At 62.0% G+C, this 23497-nt stretch carries 21 protein-coding genes and 1 riboswitch; of the genes, 12 read left to right on the top strand and 9 right to left on the bottom strand.

The window, feature by feature from the left end; genetic code table 11:
* Positions 1-44 precede the first annotated feature (44 nt).
* Complete coding sequence (gene ispG, locus BLW55_RS09445) at positions 45-1322, top strand: flavodoxin-dependent (E)-4-hydroxy-3-methylbut-2-enyl-diphosphate synthase (RefSeq protein ID WP_007007565.1); 1278 nt, start codon at positions 45-47, stop codon at positions 1320-1322.
* Between the two features lie 3 nt (positions 1323-1325).
* Here the strand turns inward: ispG and BLW55_RS09440 are convergent, their stop codons facing one another.
* Positions 1326-1853 carry a MarR family winged helix-turn-helix transcriptional regulator gene (locus tag BLW55_RS09440; protein ID WP_025029518.1) on the bottom strand — a complete coding sequence of 176 codons (528 nt, stop codon included), beginning with the start codon at positions 1851-1853 and terminating at the stop codon, positions 1326-1328.
* A gap of 139 nt (positions 1854-1992) precedes the next feature.
* Between BLW55_RS09440 and BLW55_RS09435 the strand changes: the two genes are divergently transcribed.
* A complete protein-coding gene (locus tag BLW55_RS09435; protein ID WP_025029517.1) occupies positions 1993-2328 on the top strand; it encodes a cupin domain-containing protein in 336 nt (111 codons plus the stop codon).
* Positions 2329-2372: 44 nt separating this feature from the next.
* Here BLW55_RS09435 and BLW55_RS09430 read toward each other — a convergent pair whose 3' ends face one another.
* The gene (locus tag BLW55_RS09430; RefSeq protein WP_244509029.1) at positions 2373-4832 is read right to left on the bottom strand and encodes a response regulator; all 2460 of its coding nucleotides are present in this window, start codon (positions 4830-4832) and stop codon (positions 2373-2375) included.
* Positions 4833-5025: 193 nt separating this feature from the next.
* The gene (locus BLW55_RS09425; protein ID WP_007007562.1) at positions 5026-5934 is read right to left on the bottom strand and encodes a polyprenyl synthetase family protein; all 909 of its coding nucleotides are present in this window, start codon (positions 5932-5934) and stop codon (positions 5026-5028) included.
* A 139-nt stretch (positions 5935-6073) separates the two neighbouring features.
* On the opposite strand from BLW55_RS09425, the gene mtgA reads away from it, so the two are divergent.
* Positions 6074-6850, top strand: coding sequence for a monofunctional biosynthetic peptidoglycan transglycosylase (mtgA, locus tag BLW55_RS09420; RefSeq protein ID WP_007007561.1), 777 nt, complete (start codon positions 6074-6076; stop codon positions 6848-6850).
* Positions 6851-7002: 152 nt separating this feature from the next.
* A complete protein-coding gene (rpmF, locus tag BLW55_RS09415) occupies positions 7003-7185 on the top strand; it encodes a 50S ribosomal protein L32 (protein WP_007007560.1) in 183 nt (60 codons plus the stop codon).
* Positions 7186-7246: 61 nt separating this feature from the next.
* On the opposite strand, the gene BLW55_RS09410 is transcribed toward rpmF, so the two are convergent.
* Positions 7247-7663 carry an ACT domain-containing protein gene (locus BLW55_RS09410; RefSeq protein WP_090328521.1) on the bottom strand — a complete coding sequence of 139 codons (417 nt, stop codon included), beginning with the start codon at positions 7661-7663 and terminating at the stop codon, positions 7247-7249.
* Positions 7664-7711: 48 nt separating this feature from the next.
* Entirely contained in the window at positions 7712-8323 is a 612-nt protein-coding gene (gene phaR, locus BLW55_RS09405; RefSeq protein WP_025029512.1) for a polyhydroxyalkanoate synthesis repressor PhaR, read from the bottom strand.
* 305 nt (positions 8324-8628) lie between these two features.
* Here phaR and BLW55_RS09400 point away from each other — a divergent pair, with 305 nt between their 5' ends.
* From BLW55_RS09400 to BLW55_RS09370, 7 genes are all read left to right on the top strand, one after another.
* Positions 8629-9813 (top strand): acetyl-CoA C-acetyltransferase, encoded by a 1185-nt coding sequence (locus BLW55_RS09400; protein WP_090328518.1) that lies wholly within the window; start codon positions 8629-8631, stop codon positions 9811-9813.
* Between the two features lie 109 nt (positions 9814-9922).
* Positions 9923-10642 (top strand): acetoacetyl-CoA reductase, encoded by a 720-nt coding sequence (gene phbB / locus BLW55_RS09395; RefSeq protein ID WP_090328515.1) that lies wholly within the window; start codon positions 9923-9925, stop codon positions 10640-10642.
* A 666-nt stretch (positions 10643-11308) separates the two neighbouring features.
* Positions 11309-14353: a helicase-related protein gene (locus BLW55_RS09390; RefSeq protein WP_090328513.1), complete on the top strand. Its 3045-nt coding sequence runs from the start codon at positions 11309-11311 to the stop codon at positions 14351-14353.
* Positions 14354-14362: 9 nt separating this feature from the next.
* Positions 14363-14752 (top strand): RNA-binding S4 domain-containing protein, encoded by a 390-nt coding sequence (locus tag BLW55_RS09385; RefSeq protein WP_007007555.1) that lies wholly within the window; start codon positions 14363-14365, stop codon positions 14750-14752.
* Positions 14753-14890: 138 nt separating this feature from the next.
* On the top strand, positions 14891-15229 hold the full coding sequence (gene fdxA, locus BLW55_RS09380; RefSeq protein ID WP_007007554.1) for a ferredoxin FdxA: 339 nt from the start codon (positions 14891-14893) through the stop codon (positions 15227-15229).
* 380 nt (positions 15230-15609) lie between these two features.
* Positions 15610-16182: a CarD family transcriptional regulator gene (locus tag BLW55_RS09375; protein ID WP_007007553.1), complete on the top strand. Its 573-nt coding sequence runs from the start codon at positions 15610-15612 to the stop codon at positions 16180-16182.
* Between the two features lie 445 nt (positions 16183-16627).
* Positions 16628-17485, top strand: a complete 858-nt coding sequence (locus BLW55_RS09370) for an RNA polymerase factor sigma-32 (protein WP_007007552.1) — start codon at positions 16628-16630, stop codon at positions 17483-17485.
* 91 nt (positions 17486-17576) lie between these two features.
* Here BLW55_RS09370 and BLW55_RS09365 read toward each other — a convergent pair whose 3' ends face one another.
* The 4 genes from BLW55_RS09365 to thiB all read right to left on the bottom strand — a co-directional run bounded on the left by BLW55_RS09365 (position 17577) and on the right by thiB (position 22602).
* Complete coding sequence (locus BLW55_RS09365) at positions 17577-19064, bottom strand: M48 family metalloprotease (protein ID WP_083213114.1); 1488 nt, start codon at positions 19062-19064, stop codon at positions 17577-17579.
* A 171-nt stretch (positions 19065-19235) separates the two neighbouring features.
* On the bottom strand, positions 19236-19982 hold the full coding sequence (gene thiQ / locus BLW55_RS09360) for a thiamine ABC transporter ATP-binding protein (protein WP_090328512.1): 747 nt from the start codon (positions 19980-19982) through the stop codon (positions 19236-19238).
* On the bottom strand, positions 19979-21577 hold the full coding sequence (gene thiP, locus BLW55_RS09355; RefSeq protein ID WP_090329939.1) for a thiamine/thiamine pyrophosphate ABC transporter permease: 1599 nt from the start codon (positions 21575-21577) through the stop codon (positions 19979-19981). The genes thiQ and thiP overlap by 4 nt, the downstream gene beginning before the upstream one ends.
* Before the next feature lie 20 nt (positions 21578-21597).
* Positions 21598-22602, bottom strand: a complete 1005-nt coding sequence (gene thiB, locus BLW55_RS09350) for a thiamine ABC transporter substrate binding subunit (protein ID WP_090328510.1) — start codon at positions 22600-22602, stop codon at positions 21598-21600.
* 37 nt (positions 22603-22639) lie between these two features.
* Positions 22640-22753: riboswitch (TPP riboswitch) on the bottom strand.
* Between the two features lie 94 nt (positions 22754-22847).
* Between thiB and BLW55_RS09345 the strand changes: the two genes are divergently transcribed.
* The gene (locus BLW55_RS09345) at positions 22848-23495 is read left to right on the top strand and encodes a thiamine diphosphokinase (RefSeq protein WP_090329938.1); all 648 of its coding nucleotides are present in this window, start codon (positions 22848-22850) and stop codon (positions 23493-23495) included.
* Positions 23496-23497 lie beyond the last annotated feature (2 nt).

The raw sequence follows: 23497 nt of genomic DNA, 5'->3' as shown, positions 1-23497 counted from the left end.
GGCCACCTCAAGCCCGATACGGCTGAAAACGGGACAGTTCCCCCATGACCGGAACATTCACGGCCAGCAAATCTGTGAGCGGCTATTTCTCTTCGCCATTCCCGCGGCGTGATGCGGTGGGTGTTGCCGTCGGCAACGTTATTGTCGGCGGGGATGCGCCCGTGGTCGTCCAGTCGATGACGAACACCGACACGGCGGATGTGGACCGCACGGTTGCACAGGTGGCGGCGCTTCACCGTGCGGGCTCCGAGCTGGTGCGCATCACGGTTGATCGCGACGAAGCTGCGGCTGCCGTCCCGCGTATCCGCGAGCGGCTGGAGCGTGTCGGCATTTTCGTCCCGCTGGTCGGCGATTTCCACTATATCGGCCACAAGCTGCTGGCCGATCATCCGGCTTGTGCAGAGGCGCTGGCGAAATATCGCATCAACCCCGGCAATGTCGGCTTCAAGGACAAGAAGGACCGCCAGTTCGCTGCGATCATCGAGACGGCGATCAAATACGACAAGCCGGTCCGCATCGGCGTCAACTGGGGGTCGCTCGACCAGGAGCTGCTGACGCGTCTGATGGACGAGAACCAGAACAATGGCTCGCCCATGACGGCGCAGGAGGTGACGCGCGAGGCCATCGTGCAGTCGGCGCTGCTTTCGGCGGAACTTGCCGAGGAGATCGGCCTCGGCCGTGACCGGATCATCTTGTCGGCCAAGGTGAGCCAGGTGCAGGACCTGATCGCGGTCTATACCGAGCTCGCACGGCGCTCCAACCATTCGCTGCATCTCGGGCTCACGGAAGCCGGGATGGGCACGAAGGGTATCGTTGCCTCGTCGGCGGCGATGGGCATCCTGCTGCAGCAGGGTATTGGCGACACGATCCGCATTTCCCTGACGCCGGAGCCCGGTGGCGACCGCACCCGCGAGGTGCAGGTGGCACAGGAGCTTCTGCAGACCATGGGCTTCCGCCAGTTTCTGCCGGTGGTTGCCGCATGCCCCGGTTGCGGCCGTACGACGTCGACCGTCTTTCAGGAGCTGGCCCAGAAGATCGAAGGCGATCTGCGCAAGAACATGCCGGTCTGGCGCAAGAAGTATCCGGGGGTGGAAAGCCTCAAGGTTGCGGTGATGGGCTGCATCGTCAACGGGCCGGGCGAATCCAAACATGCCGATATCGGCATTTCGCTGCCTGGCACGGGCGAAACTCCGGCTGCGCCGGTCTTCGTCGACGGCAGGAAGGCCGCGACGCTGCGGGGCGAGGACATCGCCGCGGAGTTTGAAAAAATGGTCGGCGACTATATCGAAAAGCGTTTCGGACCCCGCGAGGCGGCGGAATAAAGTTTAGTTTTCCCGGTCCGCCAGGTTTGACGTCACATTCTCGGTGAGCTCGCGCAACAGCTCCGCCAGAAGTTCACGGCGCGCGGCTGGCATTGACGCGAAGAGGGCAAGCTCGCTTTCCATGTCTGCCCGGAAGGCCTCTTCCGCACGCTTTATCCCGGTGCCCGTCAGACCGACGATCATGCTGCGCCCGTCCTCAGGCGAGGGGATACGCTCGACCAGGCCGGCCTTTTCAAGGCGTTTCAGCCTGTGTGTCAGGCCGCCCGAAGTGATCATCAGGGATTTGTAGAGTTCGGTTGGCGTCAGCCGGTAGGGCGGCCCCGCGCGGCGCAGGGTGGCGATGACGTCGAACTCGCCGCGATCAAGATCGAAGGCGGCGAAGGTTTCCTCGATACCGGGGCGGACGAGCATTGAAAGCCGGTAGATGCGGCCGAGAATGCTCATGGGGCTCGTGTCCAGATCGGGAAGCTCGCGCGCCCACTGCGCGCGCAGGCGATCGACATGATCCCCGCCGGTTTTCTCAATGCTCATGAAGGCCCTCAATCGTCTGCGACTCCGAATGGCTCACTATATATCTTGACACAAAGATATATTGCAACTATCTTTGCGTTAAGATACTTGCTCTCAGGCCATCGCCTGCGGACGCTCAAGGAGGAAGGGAGAGACAGCCATGTTTGAGATCATCCGACGCTCACAGCAGAAGCCAAGCCCGAAGGGAACCGTGACGTTCGAGGGAGAACCCTATGGCGGACAGGTTTCGATGTTTGTCATGAACAGTCCGCCCGGCCACGCCACCGGCCTGCACAAGCATCCCTATTCGGAAACCTGGGTGCTGCATTCGGGGGAGGCGGAGTTCACAGTGGGCGATGAGACTGTGCGGGCACATGCCGGCGATATTGTCGTCGTCCCGGCCGACACGCCGCACAGCTTTGCCAATGTCGGATCGGAACGTCTCGACATTGTGTGCATCCATGCGTCGGGGCGCATCGAGCAGGAGAACCTTTAAAGCATGCAGGCGGGGCCGGTGGGACAGGGGGTCACCGGTCTGTCTCAGGCGCTTGCGGTAAGCTGCTCCGGATCGTTGCGCCAGTGCGTGATCTTTTCGGCGAGTTTTTGCGGGGAGATCGGCTTGGGCAGATAATCGTCCATGCCCGCGCCCAGGCATTTTTCGCGGTCGCCCCTCAGAGCGTGCGCGGTGATGCCTATGATCGGTGTATGCGTGCCGCTGGCGGCTTCATGCTCCCGGATCGCGGCCGTTGCCTCGAAGCCGTTCATTTCCGGCATGGAAACGTCCATGAGAACGAGCCGGGGTTTCAGCGTGCGCAGCATCTCCACTGCCGTCTTGCCGTTGCCTGCAATTCTGTATTTCAAGCCCATTCCATCAAGAATCTGGCTGAACACCAGCTGGTTGACCTCGTTGTCCTCGGCGACCAGGACGTCGAGCGGCCCGTTGGCGCCGCGCGACCCCGAGAGACCGCGCTCGAGCGGTGTCGAGGCGTGAATCTGGATTGGCTTCGCCGGCGCAGGGGCATCGCCCTGCGGCTGGTCCGGGAGGGCTCGGCTTACCTGCATCACGGAGACGAGTGTTTCGAGAAGCATGGATGAGCGCGTCGGCTTGTTGAGATGGGCGGCGATGCCACATTCGCTGACGAGACGCGCGGTGTCGGTCTGATCGACCGATGTCAGGAGGACAAGCGGGATGCCAGCGAGTGCCGGATCGGTCTTGATCTTCTTGGCGACGTCGGCGCCGTTCATGTCGGGCATCTGGTAATCGAGGATCACGCAGTCCACGCGGGCGTCGAGCTGGGCAGAGCGCTGAAGGAAGGCAAGGCCAACGGCACCACTTTCCGCGGCTGCGCACTCGAACCCCCAGCTGTTCAGCTGTTCCAGAAGGATCTCGCGGTTGATCGCATTGTCGTCGATCACGAAAACACGGGCCCCGGAAACGTCGACGGGTGCTGTCACCTGTGTCGCGTTTGCCGTGTCGATGGCGAACGGCAGGGTGAAAACGAAGGTCGAGCCTTTTCCGACCTCGCTTGTTGCTTCAATCGAACCACCCATCAGTTCGGCGAGCTTCACGGCGATGGCGAGCCCGAGACCCGTTCCTTCGTGACGGCGGGTGGATGAGGAGTCGACCTGTGCGAACTTGTCGAAAACCGCTTCCAGCTTGTCCGGCGGGATGCCGATGCCGGTGTCTTCTACACGAACCGTAACCTGTGCAGTGTTGCCTTTGGTTTTCCCCGAAACGTCGATCAGTACGTGCCCCCGTTCGGTGAATTTTACGGCATTGCCGACGAGGTTCGTGGCGATCTGCCTGAAACGCCCGACATCGCCGATGAAAGACGCGGAGAGCTCCGGGTCGACCCGAACGATGAGTTCCAGATTCTTTTCGGCCACGCGGGAGGAGACGAGAGCTGCCACATCCTCAATCGCTTCCCTGATCCGGAAGGGCGCCTCGTCCAGTTTGAGCTGACCGGCATCGATTTTGGAGAAATCGAGAATGTCGTTGATGATCGTCAGAAGAGCGGTGCCGGACTTGACGATCACGTCGACGAACATCGCCTGACGCTGGTCGAGATTGGTGCGGGCGAGCAGTTCCGCCATGCCCATGACGCCATTCATCGGCGTGCGGATCTCGTGGCTCATATTGGCCAGGAACTCCGATTTCGTGCGGTCGGCGGATTGCGCTTTTATCTTCTCGGCGGCGAGCGAAATGTTAGCGCTGTGTAGCTCCTGGTGCGCTTTGGAAATGCGGCGGATCATTGGCTCAAAGATGCGAAGCGCAAGCAGGAGGCTTGCGCCAACCATGGCCCCGGCAACGCCGAAGAGACCCCACTGGAGGGTGCCATGGCTTTCGATCATCCCCGCATTGAGCAGATCGGAGATGCGTTTAAGCTCCGGGCGCACCTGCGTGTTGGCCAGTGTCTGCAGTTCTTTGAAAACGCGACGTGCCGTGGCGTTCTCATAGTCGGTGAACACCTCCAGCCTGTTGGCGAGCGAGATGATGTCGCGGATCTGGCTGCGGAGCGCCGGTTCCCCATTCTGGCCAAGCCAGATACGCCGCACCGAAGCCGGGACGGCATGGCCGGTGATGTCGGTAGCGGTCGGGGTGGTTTGCGGAACCGGTGCGCCAGCGTTTCCGCCGACCTGAAGGTTGCTGAGGCGCTGGCTTTCCAGCGTGGTTATTTGCCCGCTGATGGCGAATTCGAGCGCCTGATAGGCGTCCTTCAATCTGGCCAGAGCCATCTCAAGTTCGCTGTGGCTCGCTTCGGTCTCGGCTGCGCCGCCGTTTGAGAGGAGCTCGGCCTGCTCCAGTCGCAGCGCATTGTGAATCACGTCGTTGGTGGCATCGGCCATATGGCTGATGAACGCACCGAAGCGCACCTGGTTCTTGGTGACCTGTGTCTGCCAAAGCAGGAACCCCGTTCCCATGGCAACCGCGACCACGAAGCCAATCAGAAGCACGAACAGGCGCCCGCGCATATACTGCTGTGTACCCACGGTAGGCATTACTCTTCCCAAGACATCCCCATCCCCGTAAGAATTGAATATCCGGATTAATGCCCGATTAACGCTAAAAGAATTTGTTTTTACATGGCCTTCCAAGATCGAAGGCAGCGCAGCGAAATGAAATACGCCGCGCAGAGAAGCAAGGCGAAGCTCACTTTTTCCGGTCAGAAGATAAAGATGCGGTGCGGTCGGGTTATTTCTGCCGGTCGGCCACAAATCGCGCGGTCTGCCGCAGGGTTTCGGCGCGCTCGCCGAATGGCTCCAGAATATCCTCTGCCTGGGCGACAAGCCCATTCAGCTGACGGCGCGTCCAGTCGACGCCGTGCAGGCCTGCCAGTGTCGCCTTGCCGGCAGCGGCGTCTTTGCCGGTCGCTTTGCCCATTGTCTCGCTGCTGGATGTGAGGTCCAGAAGATCGTCGGCCAACTGGAAGGCCAGTCCGATGGCTGCGCCGAATTCACCGAGACGTTCTATATCTGCCGGTTGTGCGCCTCCGATCACGCCGCCGGCCTCGCAGGCGTAGCGAATCAGGGCTCCCGTCTTCATGGCCTGAAGGCGAAGTATTTCTTCTTCACTGAGCCTCGAGCCTTCCGCGGCCAGGTCCAGCGCCTGCCCACCCGCCATGCCGCCGATACCGGAAGCGCGGGCAAGCCGGTTGACGAGCGCGAGCCGCGCTTCTGCTGGCAAGGGCGTCTCGGGGGCGCTCACAATGTCGAATGCGTAGGTCAACAGGCTGTCGCCAGCAAGGATCGCCGCGGCTTCGTCAAATGCGCGATGCACGGTCGGCTGGCCCCGCCGCAGATCGTCATCATCCATCGCCGGCAGGTCGTCGTGGACGAGGGAGTAGCAATGCACGCATTCCAGCGCTGCCGCCACGCGCAGCGCCGCCACGTCGTCGCTTGCATCGAAAAGCGCGGCTGTTTCAAGAATGAGGAAGGGGCGGAGACGCTTGCCGCCGTTCAGCACGCCGTGGCGCATGGCCCTGAGCAGCCGTTCGGGCCTATAAAGCTCACCCTCAAGCGGGCGTGCATCGAGCAGATCGCGCAGGGTGTTCTCCACCAGACTTGCGCCGGCGGCCAGTTTCACCTCGAAGGGGAGTATCATTGTCTCTTCCATGCCCGGAGCGATGCCGCTAATGGGCGCCCGGGTCAAGCCCGATTGCCGGTGCCATTGCGCCGCAGGCATTGGACCGCTATGCGAAAAGCTGTTTTTTAGAGGCGTACATGACACCGGGGGAACAGGTTTGAGCGGCCCGACAGTCGATCCCGAGAAAAAGCCGTCGACCAGAGGCGGCAGACGTCGTGGCCGCAGCGGCAAAACACGGACGGGGGCTGCGCGTCGCTGGCGGGGATGGCTTCTTCGCCGTGTTGTGATTGTCCTTGCCGTTCTGGCACTGACTCCCGCCGGGTTGACCATTCTCTACAAGGTCCCGTTCATTCATCCTGTCTCTACATTGATGCTGCGGGATCTGGCGACGCTTGAGGGGTATGACCGACGCTGGAAATCGCTCGAGGAAATGGGCCCGCTGATCCAGTACTCCGTGATGATGTCGGAGGACGGGCAGTTCTGCGCCCATGACGGCATAGACTGGGCGGCGCTGAACCTTGTCATCAATGATGCGCTTTCCGGGGAAAAGGCCCGCGGCGCTTCCACCATTCCGATGCAGGCGGTGAAGAACCTCTATCTGTGGCAGGGCCGTTCCTTCGTTCGCAAGGGGCTGGAACTGCCCCTGGCCGTCTATCTGGACCTTATGCTTTCCAAGCGGCGCATCCTTGAAATCTATCTGAACATCGTCGAGTGGGGACCGAACATCTATGGTGCTGAAGCTGCGGCGCAGCACTATTTCGGCCGACCGGCTTCCGAGCTTACCCGCCGGCAGGCGGCCCTTCTGGCGGTGACGCTGCCCAACCCGCTGGAGCGCAATCCGGCAAAGCCATCGGGCGGCCTCAACCGGCTCGCCGCAAACATCGAGCAGCGGGCGCGCAAGGCGGGCGGTTATGTGGGCTGCCTGAAACCCTGATTATGGCGATTCTCCAAAAAAATGCGCTGCGCCCCACTGGCCAAAACCCGTTTGGAGGTGTATAGGCACGCCGACTTCCAATTCCCGGCCGAAATGCTGGGCCCTGGATCAAGGGGCCGCAACGGCCTTTGACCGATTAGCGGAGCAGGACAATGGCTGTACCAAAAAGGAAAACGACGCCTTCGAAGCGCGGCATGCGCCGCTCGGCCGATGCCATCAAGGCACCGACCTATGTCGAAGACAAGAATTCGGGCGAGCTGCGTCGTCCGCACCACATCGACCTGAAGACCGGCATGTATCGCGGCCGTCAGGTTCTGGAGCCGAAGGACGCATAAGCGCCTACTCTCCACTGGATTGCGAAAAGACCGGTCTCTGGCCGGTCTTTTTTCGTTTGGGCTATTTGGTAGACTGTGCACGCTTCTGAACGCCCTGAAGCACAGAGAGCGCCTTTTCGGCCTGATTCCCGGGCACGAAGATGTGGTCGTGGTGGAAAGCGGCGATCACATTGCAGGGGATGTCTTCCTCCGCCAGAGCCGTGGCGATGGCCGCGGTGAGCCCGACACCGTCGAGTGCGGAATGGACCATAAGAACGATCCGGCGCATCGGCATGCCGGTGTCGAAGCCAAGCGCCTCTGCGCGCTCAAGGGAAAGCACCAGCGTCGTGCCTTCCTCTTCGATGAAGATGCCCTTTGCATCGCTGAACAGTGTCTGCGCGACGTCCGGTCTGACGCTGCAAAAGATACAAGTGTCTTCACCCAGAACCGGCGTCATACCGGAAAGCATGGCCAGCCTGTCGCGAATGGGGGAGGACATTTGGTGTTTCCCGGGAGGTGGTTTCGGTCCGCGGGTGTATCCGCCGGATCAGGTATCGCCCATTGAATCGATCTTGCGCTGCATTGCCGCGATCTGCTCCCGTAAGTCCTTCAGGTCATCGGACCGGGGGTTGTCGTCACCCGTTTCCGTGTCCGCGGCAGCGGGCTGTTCGGGTGCGCCGGGCATCGGCGTGAACATGCGCATGGCGTTCTGAAACATCTCGATGTTGCGGCGGGTCTGCTCCTCGACCATTTTCATGGGCGCCGACATGCCCATCATGTCCATGGAAGATGTGCCGAACGCTTTGTTCATCTGCTCGCGCATGCGCTCCTGTTCTTTCGAGAAGGCCATCATGGACTGTTCAAGAAAGCTCGGGACGACCATCTGCATCTGGTCGCCATAGAATGCGATGAGCTGGCGCAGGAACGACACCGGCAGCATGTTCTGGCCATTGCGGTCGTTCTCCAGTTCGAAAATGATCTGGGTCAGCACCGAATGGGTGATGTCGTCGCCGGACTTGGCGTCCTGAACGACGAAATTCTCATCGCGCTTCACCATTTCGGCGAGGTCTTCCAGCGTCACGTAGGTGCTGGTGCCTGTGTTGTAGAGGCGGCGATTGGCATATTTCTTGATGACGATCGGGTCGTCCTTGGCTGGCATTACTGACCTCCCCGTAGCACGGTGTCTATGGCGTCGCGTCCGGCCGTCTCTTTGCGTCGACCTGGAAAAACGATGCCCTGGATTCAAGGACCAGGGGCAGGATATGCGCAAAATCCGGTCGAATGAAAGCGGTTTTCGCAGTGGCGAAGACGCGGGCGCTTTCGTTCGGCACTGCGCATGGGTTGCTGCGCTGCACACATCCGTTTGACTCGGCCCTGATTAGCCGCGACAAATGCGGATAAGGACAGTCCGTCACATGGGCTGCACATTTTCGCGTGTATGCCTTTTCCAAGGGAGAACCTTCCATGTCGTCAGCCGAAGCCATTGTCGTCGCCAGCGCCGCCCGCACACCGGTCGGTTCCTTCAACGGGTCGTTCGCCACGGTGCCGGCGCATGAGCTGGGCGCTACCGCGATCCGCGAGGCGCTTTCGCGCGCCGGGGTGGCGCCGGAAGAGGTGAACGAGGTGATACTCGGTCAGGTGCTGACCGCGGGCCAGGGGCAGAACCCGGCGCGTCAGGCGTCGATCGCCGCCGGCCTGCCGAAAGAGACAACCGCCTGGGTGCTCAACCAGGTCTGCGGTTCGGGCCTTCGCACCATCGCCATCGGCATGCAGCAGATTGCAACCGGCGATGCCGACATCATCGTTGCCGGCGGGCAGGAATCGATGACCCTCTCGCCGCATTGCGCCTATCTGCGTGCCGGCGTGAAAATGGGCGATTACTCTATGATCGACACGATGATCCGCGATGGTCTGTGGGATGCCTTCAACGGCTACCATATGGGCATCACGGCGGAAAATGTGGCGCGGCAGTTCCAGATCACGCGCGACGAGCAGGATGCGTTCGCGCTCGCCTCGCAGAACAAGGCGGAGGCCGCGCAGAAGGCCGGGCGTTTCAAGGACGAGATCGTGCCGGTGACCGTCAAGAGCCGCAAGGGTGAGACGGTCGTCTCCGACGACGAATATATCCGCCATGGCGCGACGCTGGAGGGGATGCAGAAACTGCGCCCGGCCTTCGACAAGGAAGGCACCGTGACGGCGGCCAACGCGTCTGGCATCAATGATGGAGCCGCCGCTGTCGTGCTGATGCGTGAAAGCGAGGCGGAGCGCCGGGGCCTGACACCGCTCGTCCGCATCGCTTCGTGGGCAACGGCGGGTGTCGACCCGGCGATCATGGGCACCGGGCCGATCCCCGCGTCTCGCCGTGCTCTGGAGAAGGCTGGCTGGAAGGCGGAAGATCTCGATCTGGTCGAGGCCAACGAGGCTTTTGCCGCGCAGGCCTGCGCCGTCAATAAGGATATGGGCTGGAACCCGGAGATCGTGAACGTCAATGGCGGAGCGATTGCCATCGGGCATCCGATCGGAGCTTCTGGCACTCGCGTTTTCAACACGCTCGCCTTCGAAATGCGCCGCCGGGGCGCGAAGAAGGGGCTGGCGACACTTTGCATCGGTGGCGGGATGGGCGTCGCCATGTGCGTGGAAGCGCTGTAGGCTGGTTGGCGGCGCGCCGCGGGAGACCGTTGCGCGCCAGCCGGATTATCGCTCAGGCACAATAGGGCGAAGGCGGCGGGGAAGATTCATCTCAAGGGAGGCGATCTGCATGAAGACGGCACTTGTTACCGGGGGAACCCGTGGTATCGGCGCGGCGATAGCGACAGCTCTCAAAGAGGCGGGCTATCAGGTTGCGGCGAACTATGCGGGCAATGACGAGGCGGCGTCCCGGTTTACCGAGGAAACCGGCATCGCCACCTATAAATGGTCGATCGCCGACTATGACGCCTGTGCCGAGGGTGTGGCGAAGATCGAAGCCGATCTCGGGCCCGTAGATGTTCTGGTCAACAATGCCGGGATCACGCGCGATGTGATGTTTCACAAGATGACGCCGGAAGACTGGCGCGCGGTGGTCGATGTCAATCTCAACGGCGTCTTCAATATGACGCATCAGGTTTTCGCCGGCATGCGCTCGCGCAAGTTCGGCCGGATCATCAGTATTTCCTCGATCAACGGTCAGAAAGGCCAGATGGGCCAGGCCAATTACTCGGCCGCCAAGGCCGGCGAGATCGGTTTCACCAAGGCGCTGGCCCAGGAGGGGGCGCGTTTCAATGTGACGGTGAATGCGATCTGCCCGGGCTATATCGCCACCGACATGGTGATGGCCGTGCCGGAAGCGGTGCGCGAGAAGATCGTCGCGCAGATCCCGGTGGGGCGGCTGGGCGAGGCGTCGGAAATCGCACGGTCGGTGCTCTTCCTGGCGTCCGACGATGCAGGCTTCGTGACTGGCTCGACGCTGACCGTCAATGGCGGACAATACTTCATCTGATGAAAATCAGGCGTGCCGCGCCGTAAATTTTCGGGACGCTGTGGATCGATCGTGGCGTTCCGGGCCCTCGATTCTGTATCAATTTGAAGCAATTCGGTTAACGGAGCATTCATCCTGCCGGAGCCGAGCTGTGGATAAGGCGTGCGCTATCTGTCGACAGGCAGTGGAAAACACCAGATGTAGCGGTGAACGTACCGGGAACATTGCGATATCACTGATTCGTCTCTGATTCGTTCCGGGTTTGGTCGAAGTGTTAATGCCAGGTCTCCATCTGCACGGTGCGGCTGTTAACAGACGGTCAAATTTTCCTAACAAAATCTTATGCTTGTGCAGGGAAGAACGGACCTGCGTCTCCGCTGCCTGCAAAAGGTTAACGGTCACCCTTCCTTTGCGGCACTTCCCGTTTGGCACAGATTCAGCATCTAGTTCCGCTTCCTCTGCGTCATACAGTATGTTGGGGTGAACAAAACGGGAAATCTGCAAAGTCAGTGATTCGTCGCCGATTCGTTCCAGACTCGTTCCAAACCTTAACGGATGCATGGATATGCGAAGGCATATGGCAGTCATTGTCGGGGGAATGACAGTCTTGCCTTGGAATGCGGAGGCAAAGCGTGCTAACCCGTGTGCTCGCCTTTTTTCGCTGAGGTAGACGGCTTTCCGGGCCCTATGAATTTCCAGAATCAGAACGCCAGCCCCCGGGTGCTTTCGGGGCGTAACGTCACAGCCATCCTCGGCCCTACCAACACGGGCAAGACGCATCTCGCCATCGAGCGCATGGTTGCGCATTCCAGCGGCATTATCGGCTTGCCGCTGCGCCTGCTTGCGCGCGAGGTCTATTCGCGCGTGGTCGCCAAGGTGGGCGAGCATCATGTGGCACTGATAACCGGCGAGGAAAAGATAGCGCCGCCGGGGGCACGCTTTTCGGTGTGCACTGTGGAAGCGATGCCGCGTGAGGCCGATGTGGCCTTCGTTGCGATCGACGAGGTCCAGCTTGCCGCGGATCTCGAACGCGGCCACATTTTCACCGACCGTATCCTGCATCTGCGGGGCCGCGAGGAAACGTTGCTGCTCGGGGCCGGCACGATGCGTGGCATACTGGAAAAGCTCCTGCCGGGCCTCTCCGTCATCACCCGGCCGCGCATGTCGGTGCTCACCTATTCCGGCTCGCGCAAGATCACGCGGCTGCCGCGTCGCTCGGCCATCGTGGCGTTTTCCTCCGACGAGGTTTATGCCATTGGCGAACTGATCCGCCGCCAGCGCGGCGGGGTGGCCGTGGTGCTCGGCGCGCTGAGCCCCCGCACGCGCAACGCACAGGTCGCGCTCTATCAGTCCGGCGATGTCGACTATCTGGTGGCGACGGATGCGATCGGCATGGGGCTCAACCTCGATGTCGATCACGTGGCCTTCGCGCAGAACCGCAAATTCGACGGTTTCCAGTATCGCGATCTTAATCCGGCGGAGCTCGGGCAGATTGCAGGCCGCGCCGGCCGGCACCTGCGCGACGGCACGTTTGGCGTTACCGGCCAGGTCGACCCCTTCGCCGATGAACTGGTCCACCGCATCGAGGCGCATGAGTTCGATCCCGTGAAGGTGCTGCAATGGCGCACCGCCTCATTTGATCTTTCCAGTGTCGATGCGCTCAAGGCGTCGCTCGATACGCCGCCGCCCGTGGACGGCCTGACGCGCGCGCTGCCGGCCGCCGATGCGAAAGTGCTCGAATTCCTTTCGCGTGAAGGGGATGTCCGGGCGCTGGCCGAGGGACGCGAGCGTGTCGGGCTCCTGTGGGAGGCCTGTGTGCTGCCCGATTACCGGCGCATCGCACCGGCCCAGCACGCGGAAATTGTTGGTGCAGTCTTTTCTGATCTGGCGCGAATGGGCCATGTCGATGAAGACTACATGGCCGAACAGGTCAAGCGTGCCTCGTCCACCGAGGGGGACATCGACACGTTATCACAGCGGATCGCGCAGATTCGCACATGGACATTTGTCTCGCACAGGCCCGGATGGCTGGCCGATGCGACACACTGGCAGGAAAAAACACGAGAGATTGAGGACAGTTTGTCCGATGCGTTGCATGAGCGATTGACGAAACGCTTTGTGGACCGCAGGACTTCCGTGCTCATGAAGCGCCTGAGAGAGAATGCAATGCCGGAAGCAGAAATCAGCCCCGTTGGCGAAGTCCTTGTCGAGGGGCATCACGTTGGTGAGATGCTAGGGTTCCGCTTTACCGCCGACCGTTCGGCGGAAGGAGAGGACGCGCGCGCCGTCAAGGCTGCCGCCCAGAAAGCGCTTGCCGCCGAGTTTGAAACCCGCGCGGACCGTTTTGCCGCGTCGGGCAATGGGGACCTGGCGCTCGATTCCGACGGCCTGCTGCGCTGGCTCGGCCAGCCGATTGCCACTCTGGTGGCCGGTGAGGATGCGCTGAAGCCGCGCATCGTGCTCCTGGCCGACGAGCAGTTGACTGGACCGGCGCGCGACAAGGTCGCCGCCCGCGCCGAGCGCTTTGTGACCTATCAGGTCGAATCTCTCCTGAAGCCGCTGGTGGACCTGCGCGATACGGAAAGCCTGTCGGGCATGGCGCGTGGCATCGCCTTCCAGCTCGCCGAGAATTTTGGCGTTCTGAACCGCCGCACTGTGGCTGAAGACGTTCGGGCGCTGGACCAGGACGCGCGTGCATCGCTGCGTCGCCTCGGCGTGCGCTTCGGCGCGTATCACATCTTTGTCCCCGCGCTGATCAAGCCGGCACCGGCCGGTCTCCTGTCGCTTCTCTGGGCGCTCAAGAACGACGCAAAGGACAAGCCGGGCTATGGCGATGTGGTGACCGCGCTTGCCGCCGGCCGCACGTCCATCGTGACCGACCCGGCCTTTGAGAAGGCCTTTTACGGTCTTGCGGGGTATCGCAATCTCGGCCGCCGTGCCGTGCGCGTCGACATCCTGGAACGCCTTGCGGACCTCATCCGTCCCGCGCTTTCCTGGAAGCCGGGAACGGGAGCACGTCCGGAGGGTGGTTATGACGGTGCGGCCTTTGTGGTCACGCCGGCGATGATGTCCATTCTTGGTGCGACTGCCGACGACATGGAGGCGATCCTCAAGGGGCTGGGCTATCGCGGGGAGCCGAAACCGGCCGAAGAGGTGGCGGCGCATCTGAAGGCGCTGGATGAGGCGGCTGCGGAAAAGGATGCCACGCAGAAGGCCGAGGAGGCCAAACCCGCCGAGCCTGTGGCTGAGGGCGCGGACGCTGCCACGCAGACCGAGGCTGCTGCTACGCAGCCGAATGAGGAAGTGGCAGTGGAACCCGCCGTAGCGGAGACACCTGAAGAGCCCTCGGCGCCTGAGGCAGAGATCGAACCGGATGCGACGCCCGAGACGGCGGCTGAAGCACCTGCTTCCGAAACCCCGGCCGAAAAGCCAGCCGGCGAAGAAGAAGAAGAAGAAGAAGAGCCCAAGCCGGTCCTCATCTGGCGGCAGGCCCGTTTTGACGGGCGCAAGCGCCATGGTGCAGGCAAGGGGAACCCGCGTCAGCAGGCGCGCGGGCGTCAGGAGCGTGACGGGGCCCAGAAGCGAGGCAAGCCGCACCGCAAGGATGGCGAAAAGCCGGGCTTCAAGCGCAAGGGCGCACCGCACCGCCCGCGTGAGGAGCGCCCGGCGCGCATTGATCCGGATTCACCCTTTGCGAAGCTCGCTGCCCTGAAGGACCAGCTGAAGAAGTAGCGCCATGCAATGAGCGGAACGGCTTTAGAACGGCAGCGCATCGACAAGTGGCTGTTCTTCGCGCGGGTGGTGAAATCACGCTCGCTCGCCGCCAGGCTCGCCCAGGCCGGGCGGGTTCGCGTCAACCGCAACAAGATCGAGCAGGCCGCCTACCAGATCAAGGTGGGCGACGTGCTCACCATTTCCCTCGACCGGCGGATACTCGTCTACCGTGTCCTCGCGCCGGGCGCGCGGCGCGGTCCTGCAGAAGAAGCGCGGACGCTTTACGAGGACATGACCCCGCCAGCTCCGCCGAAGGAGGCCGTGACCGCGGCGGTGCCGCCAAAGCGCGATATGGGGGCCGGGCGCCCGACCAAGAAGGAACGTCGTGCCCTCGACCGATGGCGCGACGATGGGTGATGCTGAATTGCGGTCTGTGAAGGCTGGAATGGGATTCCGCCTGCGACGATTGCGGCGCAACAACGGGCCTTGCAACGGCTCTTCAAAGGGGATACCTCACCTCTCGACATTCGAAGAAGCTGTCAGCCGAGAGCACCAATGACCTATATCGTCACCGACAACTGCATCAAGTGCAAGTACATGGACTGTATAGAAGTCTGTCCGGTAGACTGTTTCTATGAAGGTGAGAACATGCTCGTCATCCATCCGGATGAGTGCATTGACTGCGGTGTCTGTGAGCCGGAATGCCCGGCAGAGGCGATCAAGCCCGACACGGAGCCGGGGCTGGACAGCTGGCTTCAGCTCAACTCCGAATATGCCGAAAAATGGCCCAACATCACCGCTAAGAAAGAGCCTCCGGCCGACGCCAAGGAATTCGATGGCGTCGAAAACAAGCTGGAACAGTATTTTTCGCCGGAGCCCGGCGAAGGAGACTGAACCCACTTTTTGACCGTGGGGCATAACGCTAAAAGACGGGGCGATCGCGCAGGATTCTGCCGCGACATCTTCGCACATGCGTCAAATTCTTGATTCTTTCGGCTTTTTGTGGTAGCTTCACAAAATCATGCCGGTGACAACACGTCTTTTGATGGCGCACACAGACTAATCACTGAAAGGTGGGGCTCAAAATCCGGACCGGGGCTATCTGGGTCAGGGTGTATTGGTTTGCGTGGCGGGCCTTAGGTGCAGGCGCTGTCACCATCTTCCAGAGCTTTCAATTTTCTATGCGTCCGAGAAGCCGGCAGGCGTATGGGCACGGGGTATCGTCGAGGCGAGACGAAACCTGCATGTCCCACTAGAACAGGAGTGTTAGGCGGATGACCACCCAGCAGAAGAAATCGGCGCAGCGCCAGGGATTCAAGACTGGCGAATATATTGTGTATCCGGCGCATGGCGTCGGGCAGATCGTTACGATCGAAGAGCAGGAAGTCGCCGGTCACAAGCTGGAATTGTTCGTCATCGATTTCCAGAAGGACAAGATGCGCCTCAAGGTGCCGGTCGCCAAGGCGACGTCTATCGGCATGCGCAAGCTTTCCGAAACCGACTATGTTGATCGCGCGCTCAAGGTTGTGCAGGGCCGCGCCCGCGTGAAGCGCACCATGTGGTCGCGCCGCGCCCAGGAATATGATGCAAAAATCAATTCGGGTGACCTGATCTCGATTTCGGAAGTCGTGCGCGATCTCTACCGCGCCGACAACCAGCCGGAGCAGTCCTACTCGGAGCGTCAGCTTTATGAAGCCGCGCTCGACCGCATGGCGCGCGAGATCGCGGCCGTTAACCGCATGTCGGAGACGGAGGCCGTGCGCCTGATTGAGACCAACCTCAACAAGGGCCCGCGTCGCGGTGCGAAGGCCGACAATGAGGAAGGCGAGAAGGAAGAGGCGGCATAAGCTTCCCCTTCAACTGGTTTCAGGGCATCGAACCGAAAGGTGAAATCCGGTTTTCGGATTGTTTCGATGCTCCATCAATCCTCTAGATCGTCCTTTGTGCGTCCGGATGGACGCATGGTGAACTAGAAAACCCGGCTGGCTTCAGCCGGGTTTTTTGTTGCCGGCTTCAATTTTGCCGCTGCTGGAACTTTTCCTGTTTACGACTCGTTACTTTAGGTGATGTCTCGTTGCTTCGGTCGAGATCACCGCAGTTTGCGAAGCCTTGTGACGGCTCTTGTCGGGGTTTTCGGGATATCCGCCATTGGCGTGGCCGCGCGTGTTTGGACGGTGCGTCAACGACGCTCTGACAGAACGAACCGCGCATTGGCCAGAGCCGGTGCGTTTGGGCTTGGAGGTCCGCGAAGCCTTTGTTTAAGGGGGGCGGGCCGTAACGCGGGAGTGCATCATGCAAGACCGGGCGGAACGCAAACTGATTGAAAGTGCCATGAAGGCGCCGTATCTGGCGCTGGAAGAAGAACAGGATCTGGCGAAGCGCTGGTACAGGAAGCACGATCAGCAGGCGCTTCACCAGTTAACCGTGGCCCATATGCGGCTGGTTATTGCCATGGCCGCCCGCTTCCGGAACTTCGGACTGCCGGTGGGTGATCTCATTCAGGAAGGCCATATCGGCCTTCTGGAAGCCGCCGCGCGCTTTGACCCGGAGCGGGGCGTGCGCTTCTCGACATACGCAACCTGGTGGATACGCGCTTCGATGCAGGACTATGTTCTGCGCAACTGGTCCATCGTGCGCGGCGGAACGAGTTCTGCGCAGAAGGCGCTGTTCTTCAAGTTTCGCCGGCTGCGGGCGAAGCTGCAGAAGAGCATGGGAACCTCCAGCGAGATCCACGAGGAAGCGGCCAGGCTTCTCGGTGTGTCGCCGGCAGACGTGGCCATGATGGATGCAAGACTTTCCGGTCCCGATCTTTCCCTCAATGCCCCGATGCGCGATGAAGGGGAGGCGTCCGCAGAGCGGATGGATTTTATTCCTTCCGATGACGATCCAATCGACGAAACGGTTGAGCAGATGATCGATGGCGAACGCCGGGCGCTCTGGCTTACCGATGCGCTCGATGTTCTCGACAAACGCGAACTGAAGATCATCCGCGAGCGTCGCCTGTCGGATGAGGGGGCCACGCTGGAGGCGCTTGGCACGGCGCTCGGAATATCGAAGGAACGCGTCCGCCAGATCGAGAGCAGGGCGATCGAGAAGCTGCGCAGCGTGCTTTCGCGCGAACATCCCGCGCTTGCAGGTGGCGCAGTCTGAGAGACTGTTCGGTAGTGCTGCTGCGTGGCCCGCTTCGGCGTTTCACGCAGTTCCGGACAAACAACCGGTTTCAGCTTTCCCTGGAATTGCCCTACTGGTCGGTGACGATCTTCACCCTGGTCCCCGCTGACGGCGTGGCGCCCGGGCTGAGCGCATTCAGGAGGCGGAACAGTTCGACTTTCCGATCGACGCCGCGCATTTGTGCGGCCAGCGAACCCAGTGTTTCGCCGGGCTGAACCGTAACCACGCGAATGCGCAGGGGCTTGAGGGCCGCACGCTCGGTCTGGTCGAGAACACGGAAGCTCTGGCTGACCGAATCGGCGACTCTTTCAAGATCACCGCTCGTCGCCGGCGCGGCTGTCAGCAGACGATAAACCTGCCCGCCGGAGCGGATCACCGTCACGTCGAACTGCCAGCCGTCGGCACTGGCGCGGCCTTTTGCAGCCGGGTAGCCATTGATGGTGAGCGTGCGGATGGTCTCAGGTTCCAGTCCGGCCACCCAGCCGCTGGTCAGATAGTCGGACAGGGACGTGCCCTGGGGCACCGTTGCGCCATCGAAACGGACCGCGATGTCGTCGGGCCCGACGGCGGTGACCGCCTTTGCGGAATTGTCGATGACGAATCCCTGGGGGACGCGGAACGCGACGCCGAGGCCCGGATGCAGAAAATCGCGCCCGCGCACAAAGCCTTCTTCCGGCGAATCGCCGTAGATCATCCCGTCAATGCCGGCGAGGAAAGACTCGCGGTCGCGCTTGCCTGCCGCGTCCGGCTGTTGCAGTTCGCGGGCATGGCGCTGTGCGAGTTCGATACGGCGCGGCGCATTGGGGTGGCTGGCCAGAAAGTCGAGGCTAGCGTCAGTCGCGCCGCTGACGCTGCGAAAGCCCTGATAGGCGTCCATCGCCTGAAGGAAACGTGCCGCCGCGAAAGCGTCATACCCCGCATGGGAGGTGGTGCGGATGCCGATACGGTCGGCTTCAAGCTCCTGATTGCGGGAGAACTGCGCAAGCCGGAGCTTGCCGCGCACCAGAGCGGCCTGGGCCGCCTGATCGCGTCCGCCGACCACTTCATTGACCACTTTCGACGCGAATTTTTCTTCCGCTTCAAGCTTCTGCCGCTCGATGCCGTGATTGGCGGTCACATGCGCCATTTCATGCGCGAGCACGGCAGCAAGTTCCGCCGAATCGTTGGCGAGCGCGAGAAGGCCGCGTGTGACGTAGAGGTAGCCACCGGGCAGGGCGAACGCATTGACGTTCGGCGAGTTGAGGATGGTGATCCTGTAGGCGGCGCCGGTGTTCTGTTCGTCGAGCGTGAGCGAGCCGACGACCTTGGCCACCATGCGCTCGAGCTTCGGATCGGAGTATTCGCCGCCGTAAGTCTGCAGGATGCGCGGGTGCTGCTGGCGGGCAAGGCGCGCCAGGCGGTTGCCGCGTGTTACCGTGTCCACCGTGACCGGATTGGACGAGGGCATGAAGCTGCCTGTGTCGGTCGGAATCATCTGGCAGCCGGACAGGAGCGCGGTGAGCGTCAGGGCCAGGACAGTTTTGCGCGGCAAGGAACGCGCTGACGGCAGGAAGTTCATGGTAGCGGGCGCTCGATTGGACAGGTGAATGTCCTTCCGGTTGATCTTGTCCAAAGCATGACCGCCATTAATGTGCGAGCCACGCGTTTGGTTCCCTCAGCATTTCGTCATGTCCGATCCGGGGCACGGTCTAGCGTATAAGCTGCAAAAGGGGAATCCATTTCTTGGAGCTTAATTGATTTCCCGGCGTGCGCCTATATAGCGGTTGAAGGCTTCCGACGCTGTGCCTGAAACAAACGCCCCGGTTGTACCCGTCGCCGAGATTCTTCCATCTTCCACGAAGATCATGGTTTTGCAGAGCCGCTCCGCATCGCGCGGATCGTGCGTGGCCATAAGGACCGTCATTTTCTGTTCTGCGTGCAGCGCGGCTATGAGCGCGAGCATTTCGTCGCGCAGCGCCGGTCCAAGCGAGGCGAAGGGTTCATCCATCAGGAGAACCGGACGTTTGCGAATCAGAACGCGGGCAAGTGCCACGCGCTGGCGCTCGCCGCCCGAAAGCGCCTGCGGCAGCCGGTCTTCCTTGCCGGCGAGGCCGGTTCTCGCAAGAGCGTCCGAGACGGCCGCGCGGTCTTCTTCCGTCAGTTTCAGAGAGGGTGAGCGGCCAAGCCCTACATTCTGGGCGACGGTGAGATGCGCGAAGAGATTGTTTTCCTGAAACACCATGGAGACCGGCCGGCGGTGGGGAGTAAGCGCAGAGACATCCTGGCCATCGATGAGGATTCGGCCCGATGCGGGTCGCTCAAAGCCGGCAATCAGGCTGAGCAGGGTCGACTTGCCCGAGCCGCTCGGGCCCATGACGGCGACGATGTCTGACGCAGCGATGGTCGCGTCGAACGCCATCGGACTCCCGCCCGGGTAAGCGAATTGCAACGCCTCCAGAGCGATTCGGGCGCCATGTCCAGCGGCGGTCTTGATCATGTCTTCTCCCTGCCGAGGCGATCGGCGATAAACATCAATCCCAGACACAGCAGCCCGAGAAAAAGGGCAATGCCGGCGGCATCCGCCGTGCGATAGCTGCCCATGCGCTGCAGCAGGAGATATGGCAGGGTCTGCACCTGATCGGAGCCGAACAGGGCAATGACGCCAAGATCGCCCAGCGAAAGGGCCGCGGCAAAGGCGAGTGCGGTGGCGGCGGGGCGTGTGAGCGCCGGCCAGTCGACAAGGCGCAGCCGGGTCCAGCCGGTGATGCCGAGCGACAGGCACAGCCTTTCATGACGGGCGCTCGCGGCATCATAAGCCGGACGGATGGCGCGTATGGCGAAGGGCATGGCCATCACTGCATTGACCGTAACGACCATGGCCGGCGCGAAAGCGAAGACATTGCCCACATGACGCAGGAGAATAAACCAGCCCGCGCCGATGACCAGCGGCGGCACGATCAACACCATGGCGGCGCCGCTGTCCGTTGCGCGCTCCAGCAGGGTTGCGGGCAGGGCGCCGCGCTTCATTTCCAGCGCGCGCCGGGCGGCGACCAGCGCCAGAGAAAGGATGAGGCAGAGAAGCGACGAAAGGCCCGCGAAGACAAGGCTGGTCGTCGTGGCGGAGAAGACCGCGCTTTCGGTCGCAAGGCGCCCGAGATCGGCCCTGAGGCCGGCAATCACGGTCGCGCCCATCGGGCCGGCGACGAAGAACAGGCCGATGAGAATGAGGGTCGCGTTGAGACCGGTTTCGGCGGGTGTGTGCCAGACGATCCGGCGGGGCGCGACAGGCAGGTTCGCGTCGCCGCTGAAGGAAGCGCCGAGACGGCTCATCGCCAGAACGATGCTGCCCGCGAGCGCCACCTGAATGAGGGTGAGCACCAGTGCGCGCGCGGGGTCGAAGTCGAAGCGCAAGGCCTGATAGATTGCCACTTCCAGCGTGGTGGCGCGCGGCCCGCCGCCAAGCAGCAAGACGATGGTGAAGGATGTGACGCATAGCATGAAGACGAGCCCGGCGATGCCGGGCAGGGCAGCGCGCATGGCCGGCCATTCGAGAAACCGGAACGAGGCGCGCGCGCCCATGCCAAGCTGGGCCGAAAGACGCCACTGGTCTGCCGGCACGCTTTCAAGCGCGTTCAGGAAGAGCCGCGTTGCGAGCGGCAGGTTGAAGAAGACATGGGCGACCAGAATGCCCGAAAGGCCATAAATACCGGGCCAGTGCTCGTTGAAGGCGACCGACAGGAACGGTGCAAAGAAGCCTGCACGGCCATAGAGCGCGAGCACGCCAAGGGCTGCCACGATGGCCGGTAGCGCAAGCGGCACGGCGAACAGGCGCAGGATGAAGGCACGTCCCGGAAAGGCAGGGTGCCGTGCCAGCGCCCGCGCCAGAAGGATCGCTGGTAAAACAGAAAGCAGTGTTGACAGCAGCGCCTGCCAGAGCGTGAAGCGCGCAATGCGCAACAGCCAGGCATCGAACGCCTCCAGCGCGCCGGCACCCTGGCCTGCTGCCTCCACGGCGAGACCGATGAAGGCCCCGCCGATCAGCAGGCCGATGGCGGTAAGCGCGAAGCGCCCCGCTGTTATGCGTCTGTCCATGGCGGGCGCGTGTGGGATGGTCAGCGGCTCATCACCGAAAGCCACTCATCGACCCATGCCCTGCGGTTCTTTGCAACCTCCTCAGGTGAAAATTCGAGCGTCTTTTCCGGTTTCACAAGGTCATCGAAGACCGGGTTCAGCGGGCCGGAGATTTCTCCGGCCGGGAACATCCAGTTGGTTTCGGGAATGGCGTCCTGAAAGCCGGGACCGGTCATGAAGGCGAGGAACTTTTGCGCCAGCGGGTTCTTCGCTCCCGCAATCGTCTGTGCTGCCACTTCCACCTGCAGGTAATGGCCTTCCGCGAAGCTGGCTGCCTTGTAGCGCTCCGTATCCTCGGCGATGCGGTGATAGGCGGGCGAGGTGGTGTAGGAGAGCACCATGGGAACCTCACCGCTGGTGAACAGCCCATAGGCCTCGCTCCAGCCGGGCGTCACCGTTAGCACCTTGTCCTGTAGCCGGCTCCAGGCGGTGGCCGCCTCGTCGCCATAGACGGCCTTGACCCAGAGCAGAAGACCAAGCCCTGGCGTGGAGGTGCGCGGGTCCTGAATGGCGATCTTCAGATCACCCTCGCTCTCCACCAGATCCTTCAGACTTTCCGGCGGCGTCTCGATGGCTTCGGTGTCGTAGACGAAAGCGAAATAGCCATAGTCGAAGGGCACGAAAACGTCGTTCTCAAAGTCGCCCGGCACGCTCACTTTCGCCATGTCGATGCCATGGGGCGCGAAGAGGCCGGTCTCCTGCGCCTCATGGATCAGGTTGTTGTCAAGGCCAAGCACGATGTCGGCCCTGGTGGATGCACCCTCAAGCCGGACACGGTTGAGCAGTGCCACGCCATCGGCGACCGAAACGAATTCCACGTCGCAGGCGCATTCCGCCTCAAACGCCTTTTCCACCTGTGGGCCTGGGCCCCAGTCGGACGTGAAGCTCTCATAGGTGTAGACGGTGAGCTTTTCCTGGGCGAATGCCTGGCCGGAAAGAACCAGCGCGCCGAGCGCCAGAGTGGAAAGCAGGGTGGTGGTGCGCATTTGCGCCTCCTCTTTTCTGGTCTGGGAATGAGGCGCTGTCCGAAAAGCGTCTAATCCCTCCGCCGGTATCAACCGGATCAGGTTCCGCGGGTTGGTTGGGTTCTTCCCAAGCCTCTCAGCCGACAATGCGTCGGCACCCCGTTAGAGCGACCGGGAAAATAGGGCGCGGTGCGCAGCTCCGCAAGGGGGGTGAATGGCGCAAACGCCGTTGGCGCTGGCCCGCCGGCATGATATGGGCCTCGCCCATGAGCCGATTTACCCTTCTCCTTGGCGGAGACCTCACCCGGACACCGGCCCTCGATGCCGAAATCGCCGACAGCCGCATCATCGCAGCGGATTCGGGCATGCGCCATGCTGCGCTTCTGGATGTGAAGCCCGAGCTCTGGGTGGGGGATTTCGATTCCGTGCCCGACGGGTTTGAGGATGCCTATGCCGACGTGGCGCGCCGCACCTTCCCCTCCGAGAAGGACAAGACCGACGGCGAGATCGCGATTGCGGCAGCTCTGGAGGCAGGGGCGACAAGCCTTCTGCTGGCCGGCGCCTTCGGAGGCGAACGGGCCGACCACATGTTCCTGCATTTCGCTCAGGCATTGCAGCTCTCCGAGCGCGGCATTGCCGCGAAGCTGACGAGCGGGCATCAGGAAGGCGTGCCGCTCGTCTCCGGGCAGCGCCACAGCTTCGCCTATGCTGATGGCACACTGTTTTCGATCCTCGGCTTTTCGGAGCTTTCCGGCCTCACGGTCGAAGGCGCGAAATGGCCGCTCGATGCCGTGGAGGTGCCGTTCGGATCATCGCTCACGCTTTCCAATGTGGCGGATGGCGGCCTTTCCATCACGCTCATGAAGGGCCGGGCGCTGTTCATGGCGCATCTACTGAATGACGGAGAACGCTGAAC

It is taken from the genome of Nitratireductor aquibiodomus, from assembly GCF_900105565.1.
Taxonomy (GTDB): Bacteria; Pseudomonadota; Alphaproteobacteria; order Rhizobiales; family Rhizobiaceae; genus Nitratireductor; species Nitratireductor aquibiodomus.
This window is presented reverse-complemented; position numbering and strand designations above follow the sequence as displayed.